The following is a 20,098-nucleotide window of genomic DNA, read 5'->3' as shown; positions in this document are numbered from 1 at the left end:
GGTCGCCGCCGCACCCGCGCCCGCACCCGCGGCCGCCGGCGAGGCTGCCGGCGACACCCGCCGCGGCCTGCCCGACCGCGCCGTCCTGATCGGGGTCGGGGTCGCGATCGCCGTGGTCGCCGCCGCGGCCGCCCTCGGGTTCGCCCTGATACCCAGCGGCGCCACCGAGACACCCCTCCCGCGCATCGCCCCCGTGTCGACCACCGTCGCGGCCGTCACGACCACCACCCCGCCGCGGCCGAGCCCCACGCCCACCTCGGCGCTGCCGTTCCCCACCGTGGACGCCACCACGACCACCGTCGCGCCGACCACCACCACCACGACGGCTCCGCTTCCGCCGGTCGAAATCACCACCACCGTCGTCACCACGCTGCCGACGACCACCACGAGAACGACCACCACCACGACCGCGCCGCCGACGACCACCACCACCAAACCCACCACCAAGACGACGACCACCACCACGACCACCGCCGAACCGCCGGAACCGACCTGCAAGCCCGCCGACGAACCCTGCACGGCCACCACCCCCGAATAGCCGAGAAATTGCCGATATCGCGTTGAGCTGCGGTTTCGGCATCCACTTCGGCCTCGTGCCGTACTGTGGAGCGCTGACCTACCGTCCGCTCGCAACGAAGGGTTTTCATGCGTCTCCGGCTGGCACTACGTGCCGCAATCCTGGCCTCTGCCACGCTCCTCCCGGTCACCGCGATCGCCCAGGCAGCGCCGGACGAACCCCCCTCGACACAGGGCCAGCAACTGCCCGCGGAGCTCGTCGACGCCATCTCCCGGGACCTCGGGCTGACGCCGGAGCAGTACCTCGACCGCGCGGAGCTCGCCCAGCGGCTCGGCAGCTACGCGGACGGACTGCGCCAGGCTCGCCCCGACACCTACGCCGGCTCCTGGATCGGCCACGACGGCGTCCCCGTCGTCGCGGTCACCACCACCGAGACCGCGCAGCATGTCGCGAACGACGGCTACGCCACCAAGATGGCGGCCGTGTCCGCGAACCACCTCGAGGACTCGCTCGCGCAGCTGAACCAGTGGATCCTCGGCCTGCCCCGGGACGTGTCCTCGCAGATCAACTCGACGTCGATCGACGTGATGGACAACCAGATCGTGATCGACGTGGTGAACAGCCCGATCGGCCGCGCCCTGAACCTGCCGACCCTGCTCGCGCAGCTGAAGGTGGTGCTGAGCCCCGGCGGCGGCGGACCCGTCGACGCCCGCGCGGAGGGCGGCGACACCTACGTCACCTCGGCGGTGCCGCTCGACAAGATCGACGACCCGGCCTCGATCGGCGTCTGCTCGCTCGGGTTCAACGCGGTCGCCTCCGGCGGCCAGGCCTACAACATCAGCGCCGGCCACTGCGACCCGCAGCAGGAGAACCCGAACGCGGGCGCCGCGTCGCCGGTGTACCTGCCCGACTACGGCGACGTCGCCCGCAGCCGCCAGATCGGCACCTTCGCGCACTCCGCCATGGGTGAGCAGGCCCGCGGCCTCGACTACTCGCTGATCAAGCTGAACGACGAGGGCGTGCGCGCGGGCCTCGACCGCCCGGCGGTCCGTGGCGCGAACGGCACCACGGTCACCATCACCGGGACCGCGCGGCCGGTGGTCGGTGCTCCGATCTGCAAGTCCGGTCAGACGTCCACGTTCACCTGCGGCATCGTCGTCGCCGAGAGCGTCGACGCGCCCCTGTTCATGGCGGACGGCACCAGCCGCCTGGTCCGCGGCTTCGCCGGTTCCACCTGCACCCTGAGCGGCGACAGCGGCGGCGCGATCCTCAGCGGCACCCGCGCCCTCGGCATCACCAGCGGTTCGAACTCGGGCGGCGCACCCAGCTGCACCGAGGCCAACCTCGTCCTCGCGCTGGACGGCGGCACCGCGAGCATCGGCATCCCGATCGAGAAGATCATCGCCGACGCAAATGCGGCGCTGGGGCAGAACGTGTCGGTGCGCACCGCGCCCTGACGGTCAATCGACTACGCCGGCCGGCGCCGATCGCTCGAGACCCTCGACGCGACCGGCGCCGGTCGTTTTCCGCGCGCGGAACTGCAATACCGTCCACCACCTGGAAAGCTCCCGATTCTCGGTATGCAACCGACCGCTCACCCCATATAGTCGTTGGCATTTGCCTCGGCCGCACCACGGCCGCGGCATACCCGCATGCCCTCGAATCGAAAGGTCCCCATGCGAAGCGTTCGCGCGCGCCGTGCCGCGATGATCGGCTCGGCTGCCTTGCTCCTGCTCGCCCCCACCGCTGCGCTCGCGCAGGCGGCGCCGGCCGAGCCCGCCGCGACTGTCGCTCCCGCCGCGACGCTGCCGCCTGAACTGGTGGCGGCGATCCAGCGCGACCTGGGGCTGACGCCGGAGCAGTACCTGGCGAAGGCCGACGCCGGCCAGCGCCTCGTCGAGTTCGCGGAGGCCATGCGCACGAAGTTCCCGGACTCCTTCGCAGGCGCCTGGCTGGACCCGTCGGGCAACCCGCTGATCGGCCTGGCCGACGGCAAGGGCAAGGACGACGCCCGCAAGGCCGCCGAGGACGAGGGCTACCGGGTCAAGGACCTGCCGCGCAGCGAGCGCACGCTCAGCGACCAGCTGAACAAGGCGCACGACTGGATCGCCACGCTGCCCGCCCCGCTCGCCGGACTGGTGGGCGGCACCGGCGTGGACATCGTCAACAACCACCTGGTGATGCAGGTCAAGAACACCGCTCAGGGCCTGGGCTGGCAGCTGCCGGACTTCCTCAAGGCCGTCGACGTCGTCTTCGTGCCGGACCTCGGTTCGGTCGGTCCGCAGCCGATCGACGCTCCCGGTGGCGCAGCCTCGCAGGGCGGCGACTCGTACGCGGCGGAGAACGCCGCGGGCGCCTTCCGCTGCTCGCTCGGATTCAACGGCACCGACGGCGGCGGCCGCGTCGTGAACATCTCCGCCGGACACTGCGACCCGAACCGCGGCACGGCCGGCACCGCCAACGCCTCCGTCGCGTTCGACATGCGCGGGCAGGGCGTCTTCGGCAACCGGTTCGGCACCTTCGCCCGGTCCAACCTCGAGGGCCACGACTTCTCCGTGATCCGGATCGACGACAACGCCGCCGACCGCTTCCGCAACAACCTGGTGCGAGTGCCCGGCGCCGCCCCCGTCGCCATCACCGGCACCGCGGACCCCGTCGTGGGCGCACCGGTGTGCAAGTCCGGCCTGACCACCGGGTTCACCTGCGGCACCATCAACGGCGTCAACCTGACCGTCGGCGTGGGCGCCAGGACCCTCAACCACGGCTTCTCGTCCAACATCTGCGCCCTGCAGGGCGACAGCGGCGGCGCCATGGTCACCGGCACCCGCGCGCTGGGCATCTCCAGCGCGTCCAACGTCGGCGACATGCGGCTCTGCGAGATCGCCCAGGTCATCACCACGGTGCTCGGCGACGCGCCGACGCTGTACGCGACGCCGATCAACGCGATCCTCGCGGACAACCCGGGACTGTCGGTCCGCACCTTCTGATCCACCCGTCACCCCACGACACAGGTCGGGGTGGGCGGTCCGGTCCGGCTCCTCGGGAGCCTGGACGGGGCTGTCCACCCCGACCTTTCTGTCGTTGATCACGAATCACCAACTGGTGACTGATTATTCGCCAATTTCTGCCTACCGATTTCCGCATCCACCAGGGATCCTCACCGCTTAATGTCGAAGGCATTCGCCGCGGCAAGTCCGCATGCCTCGAACAGGAAGATCCCCCATGCGACACGCCCGCGCACGCCGCGCCGCCCTCATCGGCTCAGCCGCCCTGCTCCTGCTCGCCCCCACCCTGGCGCACGCCGAACCCGCGACGGCCGCGTCGGCCACCACAGCACTGCCACCCGAACTGGTCACCGCGATCCAACGCGACCTCGGACTGACCGCCGAGCAGTACCTGACGCAGGCCGACACCGGCCAACAACTCGTCGCATTCGCGAACACCCTCCGAGAGAAGTACCCCGACGCCTTCGCCGGCGCCTGGTTGGACCCGTCTGGAAACCCGTTGGTCGGTCTCGCCGACGGCGCAGGCAAGGACGACGCCCGCAAGGCCGTCGAGGACCAGGGATACCTGGTCAAGGACGTGCCGAACAGCGAACGCGCCCTCGACGAGGAGTTGAACCGCGCCCACGACTGGGTCGCAACCCTGCCCGCCCCGCTGGCCAAGCTGATCGGCGCCGCCGGCATCGACGTGGTCAACAACCGCATGGCAATACAGGTCTCGGACACCGCGCAGAACCTTGGCCTGCAGCTGCCGGACTTCCTCGCAGCCGGCGACGCCTTCGTCATTCCGCTTCCGGACCTCGGTTCGTTGGCCCCGCCACCGATCGACCCACCCGGCGGCCTCGCCTCACAGGGTGGCGACTCCTTCGCCGGTACGGACATGGCGGACATGGCAGGCAAGGCGCACTGCTCGCTCGGCTTCAACGGCACCGACGCTGCCGGCGAGGTGGTCACCCTTACCGCAGGACACTGCGACCCGAACGCCGCCACAGCGGGCACCCCGGCCGCTTCCGTCGCCTTCGACATGAGTGGAGAGGGCGTATTCGGAGACCGGTTCGGCACATTTGCCCGCTCTGTTACCGACGACGTCGCCGACTACTCGGTGATCCGGATCGACGACCACGCGACCGACCGGTTCCGCAACAACCTGATCCGGGTACCGGGCGCGAGTTCCCTCGCGATCGACGGCACCGCCGACCCCGTCGTCGGCGCGCCGGTATGCAAATCCGGCCGGCGGACCGGGTACAGGTGCGGCACCGTCACCAGCACCGACTTCGTCATGAACCTCGGTTACCGGATCTCGCACACCTTCGCCGCGAACATCTGCACCATCGGGGGCGACAGCGGCGGCCCCATCGTCACCGGCACCCAGGCGCTGGGTATCACCAGCGTGTCCAATTTCTCCGCGCCGTGCTCGATTTCCAGGGTGGTCGCCTCCCTGAGTAGCGATGCCCCGTGGGTAGGCGCGACACCGATCAACACGATCCTCCGCGACAACCCCGGACTGTCGGTCAACACCCACTGACGCTCTCGCGTCACCCATCGACACGGGTCGGGGTGGGCGGTCCGGTCCGGCTCTTCGAGAGTCGCTTCGGATTGTTCACCCCGACCTTTTCGTTGTGGTGAAAACATGAAACACACGGTGAACCCAATTGTGTGCATTGATTGCGAACTGTTCTGCCTGAACTTCCGTGCCGTGACGCAAAATCGGGGAGCGTCCCCACTGCCACAACCCAGCCGGTAGAATGCCCGATGTTGCTGGCACGAAAAGAATTTCGCGCCGGCAACGAAGCTGACTGGGGGGACCAGTCGGAGTCGCCGCCGGCGCGTAGGTCGGCACAAATAGAGAAGGAAATCCCATGGAGGATCTGCTCGAGGTCGTGTTCGACATGTTCGGCTACGCGGTCACTATCGCGACGAACGCTGGCGGCGCCGGACTCTCCTAGCGAGACGTGGCGAGCCAGCGCGCCAGACCACGCTCTCGCCAACGCAATGCCGGTTGGGCACAACAGCCACCAACCAACGACTGCGGCCCGCCACCCCCTAGAGGGTGGCGGGCCGCAGTCGTTGGTTCGGATTATTACTTGACGTACTCAGTGGTGCCGGGCGCGGCCTGGAGGGTCTTCCCCAGATCGATGCCCGCGGCGACCAGCGTCGGTCCACCTGCGATGATGGTCCCGGCGATCCCACCAACGGTGGCCATCACAGGCACAGTCGCCAGAGCAACCGGACCCGCGATGAGGCCAACCAGCCCAATCCCGCCGCCGACGATGGTGCCAGCCAGGCCGCCCGCCGCCATCGCGACGGCCAAGCGCGAGTTGAACATATCCTGCGCAGCCATGTTCTCCTCCGGCGAGGCAATGTCCTTGATCGCAATTCCGCTGACCGTGCGGTCTCCGCGCGCGTCGGCGGCGATCGACTTAGCCTTGCCCAGATCGAAGACAGGGGTCATCGTCAGCTTCTTGCCGTCTTCGCTGACCTTCTGCTCCATCGGGAACTGCAGGGTGTTGAGCTGGAACGCGAGCGGCAGGCTCACGACCGCGTTGCCCTTGCCGTCCCGGATCTCGACACTCTTGCCGTCGCCCGAGACCTTGAACGCGCCCGCGTCGATGGTGGTGACCACCGACTTGCCCTCGATGTTGGAGGCCCAGTTGATGTTGCCGTCCGCGGCGGGGGCGGCCGGCGCCGCGTACGCGGTACCCGCCCCGACGCCCAGCGCCGCGATGGACAGAACCGCGGTGGCGGCAAGCTTCTTCATTCTCATACTGATGAATCCCCTCCGGAAAGAACTTGTTATAGGCACGCAAAGTCTGTGCGACAGGCAGATCTTAGTCTGAGGAAGCCCTGAGAACAATGACTGTGAGGCGACGTAACGAGGCCCCTCCCGGCCCGCTCCCGCGCAGGTCATCCGGGGAAGTTAGGATTACCTGCCAATCGGCCCTGATAGGGGCACAAATTACGGTGGACGTCACAAGACCTGTGCCGTCGCATCCGGACCCCCGGCAGCGTATCTTGCACTCGACCCTGGATCCGCTTGCTACCGGCGGGTAACTTAGCCCGTAGCGACTGCTGTAAGTCAAATGAAAGGCCGTGACATGAACGCCCTGACGATCACGTTGGGCACGATCGGCGTACTGCTCAGCCTCGTGTGCTGGGCCTCGTTCTTGAGCGGGGCCTGGACCATGGCGAAGACAGTGCAGATCGGTCAGCCAGCCCCGGACCGGTGGCGCCCGTTCTTCCCCCGCTTCAAGCAGATGATCGTCGAGTTCATCGCGCACACCCGGATGCAGAAGTTCCGCACCGTCGGCTGGGCGCACTGGCTGGTGATGATCGGCTTCCTCGGCGGCATGCTGCTGTGGTTCGAGGCGTACGGCCAGACGTTCAACCCCGAGTTCCACTGGCCGATCTTCGGCGACACGTGGATGTGGCACCTGTGGGACGAGATCCTCGGCATCGGCACCGTCGTCGGCATCCTGACGCTGATCGTGATCCGCCAGCTGAACCACCCGCGCATCCCCGAGCGGCTCTCCCGCTTCGGCGGCTCCAAGTTCGGCCCCGCGTACTTCGTCGAGATCGTCGTCCTCGTCGAGGGCCTCGGCATGATCATGGTGAAGGCCGGCAAGATCGCCACCTACGGCCACGCCAACCCGTGGACCGACTTCTTCACCATGAACGTGGCCAAGCTGCTGCCCGCCAGCGCCGTGATGGTCTCGGTGTTCGCGTTCGTCAAGCTGATGTCCGGCATGATCTGGCTCTTCGTCGTCGGCCGCAACATCACCTGGGGCGTCGCCTGGCACCGCTTCTCGGCGTTCCCGAACATCTACTTCAAGCGTGAGGACGACGGCGACGTCGCCCTCGGTGCCGCGAAGCCGATGATGTCCAAGGGCAAGGCCCTGACGATGGACAACGTCGACCCGGACACCGACACCCTGGGCGCCGGCCAGATCGAGGACTTCTCCTGGAAGGGCTGGCTCGACTTCACCACGTGCACCGAGTGCGGCCGCTGCCAGAGCCAGTGCCCCGCCTGGAACACCGGCAAGCCGCTGTCGCCGAAGCTGCTGATCATGTCGCTGCGCGACCACGGCTACGCCAAGGCGCCGTACCTGCTGGCCGGTGGCCGCAAGGACATGGGCGGCGACGAGATCGGCCTGGTCGACGCCGAGGGCAACGTCAACGAGGCCGCGCTGGCCAAGATCCCCGAGGCCGCGCGCACCGAGGCCGAGCGCAAGCTGGTCGGCGAGACCGTCGAGGGCGAGCTGGCTCCGGTCATCGACCTCGAGACCCTGTGGTCGTGCACCAACTGTGGCGCCTGCGTCGAGCAGTGCCCCGTCGACATCGAGCACGTCGACCACATCATCGACATGCGCCGCTACCAGGTGCTCATCGAGTCGGAGTTCCCGTCCGAGCTGGCCGGCCTGTTCAAGAACCTCGAGAACAAGGGCAACCCCTGGGGCCAGAACTCCAAGGACCGCCTCAACTGGATCAAGGAGATGGACTTCGACATCCCGGTCTACGGCCAGGATGCGGACACCTTCGAGGACTACGAGTACCTCTTCTGGGTCGGCTGCGCCGGCGCCTACGAGGACCGCGCCAAGAAGACCACCAAGGCCGTCGCCGAGCTGCTCGCCACCGCGGGCGTGAAGTTCATGGTCCTGGGCGCCGACGAGACCTGCACCGGCGACTCCGCTCGCCGCGCGGGCAACGAGTTCCTCTTCCAGCAGCTCGCGATGCAGAACATCGAGATGCTGAACTCGGTGTTCGAGGGCGTCGAGCAGCGCAAGCGCAAGATCGTCGTCACCTGTGCGCACTGCTTCAACGCGCTCGGCAACGAGTACCCGGAGGTGGGCGGCGACTACGAGGTCGTCCACCACACCCAGCTGCTCAACCGCCTGGTCCGCCAGAAGAAGCTGATCCCGGTCGCCTCGGTCTCCGAGGACGTCACCTACCACGACCCGTGCTTCCTCGGCCGCCACAACAAGGTCTACGACGCACCCCGTGAGCTGATGGAGGCGTCCGGCGCCAAGCTCGTCGAGATGCCGCGTCACGGCGAGCGGTCCATGTGCTGTGGCGCCGGCGGCGCGCGCATGTGGATGGAAGAGAACATCGGCAAGCGCATCAACGTCGACCGCGTCGACGAGGCGCTCTCGACGAACCCGAAGAAGATCGCCACCGGCTGCCCGTTCTGCCGCGTCATGCTCACCGACGGCGTCACCGCGCGTCAGGAGAAGGGCGAGGGCGAAGGCGTCGAGGTCGTGGACGTCGCGCAGCTGATGCTGAACTCCGTCACCCGCCTCGAGCCGGACGTGCTGTCGGCGAACCTCAAGGTGGTCCAGCGCGAGAAGGCTGCCGTCGCGGAGCCCGCTCCGGTCGCCGAGGCCCCGGCAGCGCCTGCTGCCGCGCCCGCCGCGGCCGCTGCTGCCGCTGCCCCGGCAGCGGCGAAGCCCGCCGCCAAGGGTCTGGGCATGAAGGGTCTGGCCAAGGCCCCCGGCGCCAAGGCTCCGGGCGCGAAGCCCGCCGCCGCTCCGGCCGCCGACGGCGAGGCCAAGCCTGCCGTCAAGGGTCTGGGCATGAAGGGTCTGGCCAAGGCTCCCGGCGCGAAGGCACCCGGCGCCAAGCCGGCCGCCGCGGCGCCTGCCGCCGAGGCTCCGGCCGGGGCAGCCCCGGCTCCCAAGGGTCTCGGGCTCAAGGGCGGGGCGAAGGCACCCGGTCTCGGCATGAAGGGCGGGGCCAAGGCTCCGGGCGCCAAGCCCGCCGCTGCTGCTCCCGCCGCCGAGGCGGCACCGGCCACCGAGGCTCCCGCCGCCGAGACCGCCGCCAAGCCGAAGGGTCTGGGGCTCGCCTCGGGCGCCAAGGCTCCGGGTGGCAAGGGTCTGCAGATGAAGGGCGGGGCCAAGGCCCCCGGCGCCAAGACCGCCGCGCCCGCTGCTCCGGTCGAGGCCGCTCCGGTTGCCCCGGTCGAGGCGGCTCCGGCTGCAGAGGTCGCGGCACCCGCCGCCCCGCCGCAACCGAAGGCAGGCGGACTCGGCTTCAAGTCCGGCGCCAAGGCTCCGGGTGCCCGCAAGGCCGCACCCGCCGCCGCCCCGGCACCCGCCGCCGAGGCCCCGCAGGCCGAGCCGGTTGCTGCCGAGCCGGTTGCTGCCGAGCCGGTTGCCGAGGCGCCCAAGGCCGAGACCCCGGCGCCGCCGCAGGCCAAGCCCGGCGGACTGGGCTTCAAGGCCGGTGCGAAGGCACCCGGTCGTAAGAAGTAGGTTCCGCCGGCAGTAAGCGCAACACCGAGAAGGCGCCCCACCCGCAAGGGTCGGGGCGCCTTCCTCGTCCGCGCACCCGCGCGCCGTCCCGCCCGCACACCCCTTCTGTCTCCGTCACACCCCCACTGCACGCCCAGGGCCCTTGTGCCGGAGCCAAAACCTGTGTGATCGCGCCTCGACCGCAAGCCATCCACAGGCCGGGGAACCATCCACAGGGTCGTCGAAGGCCCAGTTCGCGCCGTCGTGCCCGGGCAGCGGCCCCCGCACGATGAGACGCATGAGCATCGTCTTCCGTAGACCCGACGCGTTGCAGCGCGGCGCCACCGACCGCGAACTCCAGCGGATGTGCACCACCGGACGCTGGCGCCGGTTGCGCCCCGGTTCGTTCACCGACAGCACGGAGTACGACGCCCTCGACGCGGTGGCGCAGCACCGCATGCGCGCGGAGTCGGCGTTGCGAGCGGCCTCGGCCGACGCCGTGCTGAGCCATCAGTCGGCGGCCGTCCTCCACGGACTCGACCTGTGGCACACGCCGCTGCGGGCCGTACACCTCACCCGCGACCGCCGCACCGGCGGCAGCAGGTCCGCACTCCGGCACGTCCACTCGGCCGGACTCGACCGGTCCGAGGTGGTGGAGGTGGCCGGCCGGCGCGTCACGTCGCTCGCGCGCACCGTCGTCGACCTGGCCCGGACGCTGCCGTTCGAACAGGCGCTGGTCGCCGGGGACCACGCCCTGCACGGCACCGCCCTCACCCCCGACCTGCTCGAGGACACACTCAGGTCGATCGCCGGCCGACCGGGCAGCAGGCGGGCCCGGCGCGTGGTGGACCACCTCGACGGGCGCGCCGAGAGCGTCGGCGAATCCCGAAGCCGGGCGATGTTCATCCGCAAACACCTGCCGCTGCCCGAACTCCAGCCGAACCTCTACTCCGACGAGGGCGAACGCCTGGGCCGGGTGGACCTACTGCTCGAGGAGCACCACGTGATCTGCGAGTTCGACGGCCGTGTCAAGTACGGCCGGCTGGTGCCCGTGGGTCAGGTACCCGCCGACGTCCTGTGGGCCGAGAAGCTCCGCGAAGACCGGCTGCGAGACGCGGGCTGGCAGGTGGTCCGATGGATCTGGGACGAGCTGGCGACACCGCAGGTGATCATCGAGCGAGTGCACCGGGCGATTGCGCGCGCCCGGAAGTCCCCGCCGCCGACCGGCCGCATCGAGCACACCCCGAAGCCGTGACCCCACACCCGCCGTCACACACCTTCTGGCTCCGTCACACCCCCGTTGCACGTCCAAAACCCCTGCGCCGGAGACAGACGCGGTGTGCTCGCGAGCAGGCGGCGACGCTACTGCGGGCGCCAGAGCTCGAGCCGCGGAATGCCCGGCGTCTCGAAGCCGAGCAGCTGCCCGTAGAAGGACAGCTCGGCCTCGCGGGCGCTCACCTGCGTCTGCAGCCGGCGGAACCCGTGCGCCTCCCCCTCATAGGCCAGGTACGCGTGCGGTATCCCCTTGGACACCAACGCATCACGGAATCTCTCCGCCTGCGACGGCGGGACGATCGGGTCGTCGAGGCCCTGCAGCAGCAGCACCGGGCAGTTGAGGCCGTCGACGTTGTTGAGCGGCGCGCGCTGCGCGTAGAGCTCCGCGGACTCCGGCAGCGGGCCGATCAGCCCGTCGATGTACCGGGACTCGAAATCGTGCGTCTCCTGCACGAACCCCTCCAGCTCCGCGACCCCGTAGTACGAAGCGCCGCAGGCGAACACGTCCGAGGTGGTCAGCGCCGCCAGCACCGTCCAGCCGCCCGCCGAGCCGCCCTCGATGGCCAGCCGCTCCGGGTCCGCGAGCCCGGCCTCGGCCAGCCCGCGCACCGCGGCGACGGTGTCCTCCACGTCGACGATCCCCCACTGCCCGCGCAACCGGTTCCGGTATTCACGGCCGTACCCGCTGGACCCGCCGTAGTTCACGTCGACCACGCCGATGCCGCGGCTGGTGAAGTAGGCGAACACCAGGCTCAGGGCGGGCGCCACGTGCGCCGTCGGCCCGCCGTGCACAAACGCCACGTAGGGCGGCAGCTCGCCGTCGAGTCCGACGAAGTCCGGGTTCCGCGGCGGGTAGGCGAACGCGTGCACCTCACGGCCCTGCGGCCCGGTCACCGTGATCGGTTGCGCGGTCGGCAGATACCCGGCGGGAGGCAGCGACTCCACCCCGAGGCGCACGTCGGCGAGCGTGCCCGACGCGAGGTCGAGCAGGCGCAGCCCGGCCGGCGTCCCGGCGCCGCCGCAGCGCAGCAGCAGCCGCTCCCCGTCAACGTCGGACACTGCGACCGTGGTCAGGTCGCCCATGTCCAGGTCGTGTGCGGTGCCGTCGGCCGGGTCGATCACCGTCAGTGCGTCGGTGCCGACCGTGCGGACGGCGAGCAACCGGCCGTCCGCCAGCTCGGTGTACCAGCGGGCGCCGAGCTGCCACAGCGGAGCACCGAAGTCCCCCGCCGCGGCGCACACCGGCTGCGGCGCGGCGCCGTCCAGGCCCACCCGGTGGATGTTCCACCAGCCGCTGCGGTCACTGATCGCGTACAGCGAGTCGTCGCCGTGCCACTGCGGCTGCAGCACCGACTCCTCGACGCCGCCGAGCAGCACCCGCCACGGCCCGCACACGCCGTCGCCATCGAGCTCGGCGATGCGCAGTTCGGTTCCGTCCCACGGCATCTGCGGGTGGTCCCAGGCGATCCAGGCGAGCCGGCGACCGTCCGGCGACAGCGTCGGGTACGCCAGGAAGTCCGAGCCGGCGACGATCGAACGGATCGCGGACGCATCGTCGGCGGCGGCGCCGTCCAGCGGGATCGCGCAGACGTCCCGGCGCACCTCGCCCGCCTGAGTGTGTGTCTCACGCACGCACCAGACCTCTTCGCCGACGACGCTCAGTTCGCCGTACCGGACGCCCGCGGGGATCGGCGGTTCCGGGGTGAGCGGCACCGGGTGCCGGCCGGCGGACTTCACGTACACCCGCTGGTCGTGGAACTCGGCGAACACCAGCCGCTGATCGTCGGTGACCGCCCAGGCGCCGCCGCCGTACTCGTGCACCCGGGTCCGCGCGTTCCACGGCGCGGCGAGCACGTCCACCGGCTGCCCGCCCGGGCCGGCCCTGCGGATCGCGGTCCGGCCGCCCTCCGCGGGTCGCAGCTCGGACCACCAGATCTCGTCCCCGACGAATCGGCCGACGTCGACCGGGTGGCCGCTGGCGGCCAACTCCGCCGCGGCGATCGGGGAGGTCCAGGAACCGTACGGCGCGCGCTGTGGCATGGGCACCAACATAGCCAGCACGCCGCGAACCGGCCGCGTGTGCCGCGGCAACTTCCGACCTCCAGAAATGCGATTGCGGCGAGGTGGCACCATGGACGGGTGACCGAATCGGAGCCCACCCACCACCAGCACATCGTCCCGCGCGAATTGACGCAGTCCGCAAAGCTGCAGAACGTGCTGTACGAGATCCGTGGACCGGTACATAAGCACGCCGCCCGGCTCGAGGCCGAGGGCCACCGCATCCTCAAGCTGAACATCGGCAACCCGGCGCCGTTCGGGTTCGAGGCGCCGGACGTGATCATGCGCGACATGATCGCCGCGCTGCCCACCGCACAGGGCTACTCCGAGTCGAAGGGCATCCTGTCCGCGCGCCGCGCCATCGTCACCCGCTACGAGCTGGTGCCCGGTTTCCCGGATCTCGACGTCGACGACGTGTACCTCGGCAACGGGGTCTCCGAGCTGATCACCATGACCATGCAGGCGCTGCTCGACAACGGCGACGAGGTGCTGATCCCGGCGCCCGACTACCCGCTGTGGACCGCCACCACGAGCCTGGCCGGCGGCACCCCGGTGCACTACCTGTGCGACGAGAACGACGGCTGGAACCCCGACGTCGCGGACATCGAGTCGAAGATCACCCCGCGCACCAAGGCGATCGTGGTGATCAACCCGAACAACCCGACCGGCGCCGTGTACACCGCGGAGGTGCTCAGCCAGATCGTCGCACTGGCCCGCAAGCACCAGTTGCTGCTGCTCGCCGACGAGATCTACGACAAGATCCTCTACGACGACGCCAAGCACATCTCGCTGGCCACCCTCGCCCCGGACCTGCTGTGCCTGACGTTCAACGGCCTGTCCAAGGCCTACCGCGTCGCCGGCTACCGCTCCGGCTGGCTGGCCATCACCGGCCCCAAGGACCACGCGGCCAGCTTCCTCGAGGGCATCGACCTGCTCGCCTCGATGCGGTTGTGCCCGAACGTGCCCGCGCAGCACGCCATCCAGGTGGCGCTCGGCGGGTACCAGAGCATCGAGGACCTGATCCTGCCCGGCGGACGCCTGCTCGAACAGCGCGACGTCGCCTGGGAGCGGCTGAACATGATCCCGGGTGTCTCCTGCGTGAAGCCGCGGGGCGCGCTGTACGCCTTCCCCCGGCTCGACCCGAACGTCTACGAGATCCACGACGACGAGAAGCTGGTCCAGGACCTGCTGCTGCAGGAGAAGATCCTGGTGGTCCAGGGCACCGGCTTCAACTGGCCGGACCACGACCACCTGCGGATCGTGACGCTGCCGTGGGCCCGGGACCTGGCGGTCGCGATCGAGCGGTTCGGCAACTTCCTCTCCAGCTACAGCCAGTAGGGATCCGACGATGACCAGCGAACCGATGTCCGTCTACGACGCGATCCGGCTGCGGCGCGACGTCCGCGCCGAGTTCACCGGTGAGCGGATCTCCGAGGAGCAGCTCACCCGGATCCTCGAGGCCGGGCACGCCGCGCCGAGTGTCGGCAACACCCAGCCGTGGGACTTCGTGGTGGTGCAGAAGCCCGAGACGCTGTCCACCTTCGCCGAGCACGTCGCCGGGTGCCGACGCGACTTCGCGGACTCGCTGCCCGAGGACCGGCGCGCGACCTTCGACCCGATCAAGGTCGAGGGCATCACCGAGAGCGGCACCGGCATCGTGGTCACCTACGACCCGAGCCGCGGCGGCACCCACGTGCTGGGCCGCCGGACCGTCGACGACACCGGCGTGTTCTCCGCGGTGCTGGCGATCCAGAACATCTGGCTGGCCGCGGTCGCGGAGGGCATCGGCGTCGGCTGGGTGTCCTTCTACGAGGAGGAGTACCTCACCGAGTTGATGAACGTGCCCTCCCCGGTCCGGCCGATCGCGTGGCTGTGCGTCGGGCCGGTCTCGGAGTTCCAGCAGACCCCGGACCTGGTGCGGTTCGGGTGGCGTGAGGGCCGCCCGCTCGACGAGGCCGTCCACCGCGAGAGTTTCTGACGCCGTACAGCCGGGTAGCTGCACGATCGCTCGTGACCCGGCGGGCCCGTCTCGCCCCCTCCGTGGGGTGCGATTTCTGAATTCATGACTATTTTCGCCCCAACCGCGACAACCGGCGCCCGGCGAGGTACATTCCTCTCGACACTCCGGTGTCCAGCAAGCCCGAATACCCCTCCCCCCCCTGTGGGTATTCGGGTCGGTGGCGGGGAACACCCCCCTGTGCCCCGCCACCGCTGCCGGGGTTTGACGCCAGTCCCCCACATCTTCCCCGCAGCGTCCAGCCGACGGAGTTCTCCATGAGTGAGCCAGCGACCCGGGTCGAACACAACGCGGACCACACCCGGTACGAGGTCTACGTCGACGACGAGCTCGCCGGGCACACGGACTACAAGCCTGCCGACGCCAACCGCGCCTTCGTGCACACCGAGATCTTCCCCCGCTACGAGGGCCAGGGGCTGGCGAAGGTGTTGATCCGGGGCGCCCTCGACGACACCCGCGACCACCAGCTCGGGGTGCTCCCCTTCTGCCCGTTCGTGCACCGGTTCGTCCAGAAGAACCCCGACTACCTGACGCTGGTCCCGTCCTGGGCGCGAGAGCGGATGGGCCTGCCCGCCGCCTGAAGCCGCGGCACCGCACCACGCCCGACACGGCACCCGCAGTCGGCCTCGGTACCCTGACCCGCATGCGGAATCAGGCCCGATGAGCCACGGTCACGGTCACGGACACGGACACACCGGCCCCGTCCCCGTCGGCCCCGTCGCCGCCCGCGTGGTGGTCGGACTGCTGACCGTGATCGGCATCGCGGTGCTCATCGGCGCCGCCTGGCTGTGGCCGAGCAAGCACAGTGTCGAGATCCCGCTGCCGTTCCAGACCGCCGGCGGCGGCGCCGTCGTGACCGAGGCCGGGCTCGTAGCCTCGCAGGACCTCGGCCCCTGCGGCAGCCCGTCCGCCGGTCGCGCGTTCACCGGTCCCCCGCTGGCCGCGCCGGAGAGCTCGTACCAGTGCCAGCGCAGCATGGTCGACATCCGGTCCGGCCCGGACAGGGGCACCCACACCCTGCTCGAGATCGCGCCGGGTGCCGGTCAGCCGGACCTTCGGGTCGGCGACAACATCCGACTGGTCCTGCAGAGCGACCCGTCCGGCACCACCATCTACTCGTTCGAGGACTACGCCCGCGGCCTGCCGCTGCTGCTGATCGTCGCCGCCTTCGTGCTGGTGATCGTCGTGGTGGCCCGCTGGCGGGGGCTGCGCGCGCTGCTGGGACTGTTCGTCGCGTTCGGGGTGCTGGTCGGGTTCATGCTGCCGGCGCTGCTCGACGGCAAACCCGCGATCCCGGTGGCGCTGGTCGGCGGCTCCGTCATCCTCTACGCGGTGCTGTACCTGGCGCACGGCGTCAGCCTGCGGACCAGTTCCGCCCTGCTCGGCACGCTGGCGTCGATGGCGTTGGCCGCCGTGCTGTCCTGGGTGGCGATCGAGATGACGCACCTGACCGGGCTGTCGGAGGAACAGAACACCAACGTGCAGACCTACATCCAGCACGTGAGCATCACCGGGCTGCTGCTGGCCGGGTTCATCATCGGCTCGCTCGGCGTGCTCAACGACGTCACCATCACGCAGGCGTCGTCGGCGTTCGAGTTGGCGCACCTGGACCAGGACGCGAACCGGCGGGAGATCTTCGGCGCGGCGATGCGGGTGGGACGCGACCACATCGCCAGCACCGTCTACACGCTGGTGCTGGCGTACGCGGGCGGTGCGCTGCCGCTGCTGCTGCTCTTCAGCGTCGCCGGACGGTCGATCGGCGACGTGCTCACCGGCGATGCCGTGGCCATCGAGATCGTGCGGTCCGCGGTCGGCGGCATCGCGCTGGCCCTGTCCGTGCCGTTGACCACCGGCATCGCGGTGATGCTGGCCCGACCGATGGGATCGGGGACGGCGGTCGCGCCCGGCGCGGCGGCGGACGCCCGGCCGCGCGGCGGCCGGCACGCCCGCTGACCCGGCCCGCTCACACCGGCCGGACCACCGATTCGACGAGGTCGTGCACGGACGCCGCGAGGCGCTCGGTCTGACCGGTTCGGATGTGGTGGAGGACGAGGTCGCCGTTCAGCGTGCTGAGCAGGATGCGTGCGAGCACCTCGGCGTCGACGTCGGGACGGACCTCGGCGAGCAGACCGGCGATGTGGCCGTACCAGAAGGCGTGAATCGCCTCGGCGTGCGGATCGGTGGTGGCGTTGTCGTAGGCGATCATCAACTCGACGTTGTCCACCACCAGGCGAAACATCGCGTCGAAGTACGCGAGCAGTCGCTCACCGGCCGGCGCCCCTGGGCCGAGCGGTGGGGCACCGCCGACGACGTCGTCACGCAGGGTGTGCGCGCGCTCGAGAAGCAGGGCCCGCATCAGCCCCGCGCGGTTCCCGAACCGGTGGAAGATCGTGCCCTTGCCGACGCCCGCCGCCGCGGCGATCTGCTCGATCGAGACGTTGTCGGCGCCGAACTCGGCGAGCAGGGCGTCGGCGGCCCCGAGAATCGCGCGCCGGTTGCGGGCCGCGTCGCTGCGCTCCCGCTTCGGTTCGTCACCCACCGCTGCACCTCCCATTGACAAGTTGACCGCCGGTCCATATCGTCACGAACGGACACCAAGTAGACCGACGGTCAACTTATGGAGGGTCAATGAGGGCAATAGTAATGACGTCGGCGGGCGGCCCCGACGTCCTCGTACTGCGCGAGGTCCCCACCCCGATTCCCGCCGCCGGGGAACTGCTGATCCGGGCGGAGGCGATCGGGGTGCAGTACGCCGAGACACAACTTCGTGCGGGCACCTTCCCGATGCCGACCGCGACTCCCGCCGTCTTCGGTTTCGAGGCCGCGGGCACCGTCATCGCCGCCGGAGCCGACGTGGACCGGAACCTGATCGGCTCCCGCGTCGTCGCGACGACCAACGGCACCGGCGCATACGCCGAACAGGTGGCGGTCGACACGAGGTCCGCGATCGCGATACCGGACGGGTTGTCGACGCTCGACGCGGTCGCCGTTGCGGCGCCCGGCGCGGTCGCGCTGACACTGCTCGAGACCGCCGCACTGCGCGGCACCGAGGTGGTCCTGGTCGAGGCGGCCGGAACCGGGGTGGGCGCCTACCTCACCCAACTGGCCGGCGAGTTCGGCGCCGGACGCGTGCTCGCCACGGCAGGATCCGACGTGAAGCGTGCGCGGGCAAGGACTTTCGGCGCCGACGACGTGTTCGACCACTCGGCGGCCGGGTGGCAGAGCGGGCTGCGCGAGTCCCTCGGCGGGACCACGATCGACGTCGTATTCGAGTCGATCGGCGGCGAGTCCGCGAGGGACCTGCTCGACGCGCTCACGCCCTCGGCCGGCCGGATGCTGTCGTACGGAATGCTCAGCGGACGGCCCGCGGCCGTCGCCGCACAGGACCTGATGTCGCGCGGCCTCACCCTCACCGGGTGCGGTGGGCCCGCCTGGCTCCGACGGGTGGCCGACGCCAGGGCGGACATCCTCGCGCGGGCCGCGGCGAGGACAGTCACGCCCCTGATCGACTCGGTGCTGCCGCTCGAGCAGGCCGGGCTCGCCCACGACAAGATCGAGCGGCGAGCCGCCACCGGAAAGGTGGTTCTCACGCCCATGGGCTGAGCGGTCAGCCCAGCCGGGGCAACTGCAACGGCGGCGGCGGATGGATCTCGATCGGCGGCAGGCCTCCCGGCATCGGGATCACCAGCGGCGGCGGTCCGGGCGGCGGTCCGGGCGGCGGCGGAGGAGGAGGCGTGGGCGTGGGCGTCTCGGTCGTGGGGGCGACGGTCTCCGGCGGCGCCGTCGTCGGTGCCGGCGTCGGCGAGGGCGTCGGGGAGGGTGTCGGCGACGGGGTGACGACGGTGGTCGACGGCAACGCGTCGGAGGCCCCGGCCCCGGCGGGCTGTTCGGCGGCGCCGCCCGAGGTGCCGAGCGCCAGGCCGGCGACGGCGATCAACGCCAACGCCCCGGCAGCCGTACCGGCGATGACGAGCTGACGCCGCGGGACCCCGCGCTCGCGGTGGCTGGTCGGCCGCGCCACCGGCTCGGTCGGCAGCCACCCCGTGTCGTCTGCTGGGGAGGGGTCCCCGGAGACCGCGGCGGGGGCCGGCCTGGCCACCGGCGTCGCCATCAGGGCCGCGCCCTGGGCCGCCACCATCTCCGGTTCTGCGGGCACCAGGGTCGGCAGGCCCAGCCAGGCGCCGAGCACGTGACGGACCAGTGGGATGTGGGCGCCGCCGCCGAGCAGCACCACCGAGTCGGGCCGGCGACCGGACTCCGTGATGACCTGCCGGGCCAACCGGGCCGACCCCTCGACGGGGACGACGATGAGGGACTCGAAGGTCTCGCGGGAGAGCAGCAGCAGGCCGCCGTCGCCGGGCAGGCACGCGGCGTCGCTCGTCGAGAGCTGTTCCTTGGCGGCGCGGCAACGGCCGGTCAGCTCGGCGACGGCCCGCGCGTCGGCGGGCGCGGCGACTTTGCCGGCGCGCACCTGCTGGTCGAGGATCAGCCGGTCGAAGTGGTCGCCGCCGATGGCAGTGCTGCGGTCGACGGCGAGCACCGTACCGGTGTCGCGGTCCACCACGCTCACCGTCACCCCGGAGCTGCCGAGGTCGTAGAACACGACGGTGCGGAACCCGCCCAGGACGCCGGTGTGCTCGAGCAGCGCCAGGGCGGCGGAGGTCTCGGGGACGAGGCGGTAGTTGTACAGCCGCTGCCGGGCCATCGCCTCGTGCACCGCGGCGGCCTGCTCGGTGCTGCCGTAGGTGACCGCGGTGGCCGAGTGGTTGTCGCGCTCGAGCATCACCCCGACGGACTGCGCGGCGAGATCCTCGGCGCCGACGGCTCGGACCGCCAGTGCCTGCCGCTCGAAGCCGGGGCGGGCGGCGGGCGTGGTCGCGTCGAGGCCGGTCGGCTGCGCCATGCGCACAGCACTGGCCCCCACCGATACGCCCAGAACCACGCTCATCGAGCCGCCTTATATCGACCGGTGCGGGGCGTCGCGCTCGAACGACCCCCGCAG

The 20,098-nt window shown here is 70.5% G+C and carries 14 protein-coding genes and 1 pseudogene; 11 read left to right on the top strand and 4 right to left on the bottom strand.

Going from position 1 to position 20,098, the window contains the following annotated elements:
• The 4 genes and pseudogenes from RT2_RS26155 to RT2_RS20280 form a co-directional block, all read left to right on the top strand.
• Positions 1 to 538 (top strand): annotated as a pseudogene (locus tag RT2_RS26155) (hypothetical protein); the annotation flags it as partial.
• A gap of 107 nt (positions 539 to 645) precedes the next feature.
• Positions 646 to 1,974 carry a S1 family peptidase gene (locus tag RT2_RS20290; protein ID WP_072846605.1) on the top strand — a complete coding sequence of 443 codons (1,329 nt, stop codon included), beginning with the start codon at positions 646 to 648 and terminating at the stop codon, positions 1,972 to 1,974.
• Between the two features lie 219 nt (positions 1,975 to 2,193).
• On the top strand, positions 2,194 to 3,504 hold the full coding sequence (locus tag RT2_RS20285; RefSeq protein ID WP_072846604.1) for a S1 family peptidase: 1,311 nt from the start codon (positions 2,194 to 2,196) through the stop codon (positions 3,502 to 3,504).
• 235 nt (positions 3,505 to 3,739) lie between these two features.
• Positions 3,740 to 5,044, top strand: coding sequence for a S1 family peptidase (locus RT2_RS20280; protein WP_072846603.1), 1,305 nt, complete (start codon positions 3,740 to 3,742; stop codon positions 5,042 to 5,044).
• Between the two features lie 555 nt (positions 5,045 to 5,599).
• Here the strand turns inward: RT2_RS20280 and RT2_RS20275 are convergent.
• Positions 5,600 to 6,283: a DUF8020 domain-containing protein gene (locus tag RT2_RS20275; protein ID WP_072846602.1), complete on the bottom strand. Its 684-nt coding sequence runs from the start codon at positions 6,281 to 6,283 to the stop codon at positions 5,600 to 5,602.
• Positions 6,284 to 6,614: 331 nt separating this feature from the next.
• Between RT2_RS20275 and RT2_RS20270 the strand changes: the two genes are divergently transcribed.
• Positions 6,615 to 9,767, top strand: coding sequence for a (Fe-S)-binding protein (locus RT2_RS20270; RefSeq protein WP_072846601.1), 3,153 nt, complete (start codon positions 6,615 to 6,617; stop codon positions 9,765 to 9,767).
• Positions 9,768 to 10,044: 277 nt separating this feature from the next.
• Entirely contained in the window at positions 10,045 to 11,001 is a 957-nt protein-coding gene (locus RT2_RS20265) for a hypothetical protein (RefSeq protein ID WP_245709244.1), read from the top strand.
• A gap of 107 nt (positions 11,002 to 11,108) precedes the next feature.
• Here the strand turns inward: RT2_RS20265 and RT2_RS20260 are convergent, their stop codons facing one another.
• Positions 11,109 to 13,061, bottom strand: a complete 1,953-nt coding sequence (locus RT2_RS20260) for a S9 family peptidase (protein WP_072846616.1) — start codon at positions 13,059 to 13,061, stop codon at positions 11,109 to 11,111.
• A gap of 99 nt (positions 13,062 to 13,160) precedes the next feature.
• On the opposite strand from RT2_RS20260, the gene RT2_RS20255 reads away from it, so the two are divergent.
• The 4 genes from RT2_RS20255 to RT2_RS20240 all read left to right on the top strand — a co-directional run bounded on the left by RT2_RS20255 (position 13,161) and on the right by RT2_RS20240 (position 17,049).
• Positions 13,161 to 14,417: a pyridoxal phosphate-dependent aminotransferase gene (locus RT2_RS20255; protein ID WP_072846599.1), complete on the top strand. Its 1,257-nt coding sequence runs from the start codon at positions 13,161 to 13,163 to the stop codon at positions 14,415 to 14,417.
• A 10-nt stretch (positions 14,418 to 14,427) separates the two neighbouring features.
• Entirely contained in the window at positions 14,428 to 15,057 is a 630-nt protein-coding gene (gene bluB, locus RT2_RS20250) for a 5,6-dimethylbenzimidazole synthase (RefSeq protein ID WP_072846598.1), read from the top strand.
• Between the two features lie 296 nt (positions 15,058 to 15,353).
• On the top strand, positions 15,354 to 15,677 hold the full coding sequence (locus RT2_RS20245) for a GNAT family N-acetyltransferase (protein ID WP_072846597.1): 324 nt from the start codon (positions 15,354 to 15,356) through the stop codon (positions 15,675 to 15,677).
• Positions 15,678 to 15,756: 79 nt separating this feature from the next.
• A complete protein-coding gene (locus RT2_RS20240; protein WP_072846596.1) occupies positions 15,757 to 17,049 on the top strand; it encodes a YibE/F family protein in 1,293 nt (430 codons plus the stop codon).
• Positions 17,050 to 17,059: 10 nt separating this feature from the next.
• On the opposite strand, the gene RT2_RS20235 is transcribed toward RT2_RS20240, so the two are convergent.
• On the bottom strand, positions 17,060 to 17,635 hold the full coding sequence (locus tag RT2_RS20235) for a TetR/AcrR family transcriptional regulator (RefSeq protein WP_245709243.1): 576 nt from the start codon (positions 17,633 to 17,635) through the stop codon (positions 17,060 to 17,062).
• Between the two features lie 89 nt (positions 17,636 to 17,724).
• On the opposite strand from RT2_RS20235, the gene RT2_RS20230 reads away from it, so the two are divergent.
• Positions 17,725 to 18,699: a quinone oxidoreductase family protein gene (locus RT2_RS20230; RefSeq protein WP_072846594.1), complete on the top strand. Its 975-nt coding sequence runs from the start codon at positions 17,725 to 17,727 to the stop codon at positions 18,697 to 18,699.
• 4 nt (positions 18,700 to 18,703) lie between these two features.
• Here RT2_RS20230 and RT2_RS20225 read toward each other — a convergent pair whose 3' ends face one another.
• Positions 18,704 to 20,044 (bottom strand): DUF7159 family protein, encoded by a 1,341-nt coding sequence (locus RT2_RS20225; RefSeq protein ID WP_072846593.1) that lies wholly within the window; start codon positions 20,042 to 20,044, stop codon positions 18,704 to 18,706.
• Between the last annotated feature and the right edge of the window lie 54 nt (positions 20,045 to 20,098).

The sequence above is a fragment of the Rhodococcus tukisamuensis NBRC 100609 genome, from assembly GCF_001894985.1.
Classification (GTDB): Bacteria; Actinomycetota; Actinomycetes; order Mycobacteriales; family Mycobacteriaceae; genus Rhodococcus_G; species Rhodococcus_G tukisamuensis.
The sequence above is the reverse complement of the archived record's forward strand: the minus strand, read 5'-3'. Positions and strand labels throughout refer to the sequence as shown.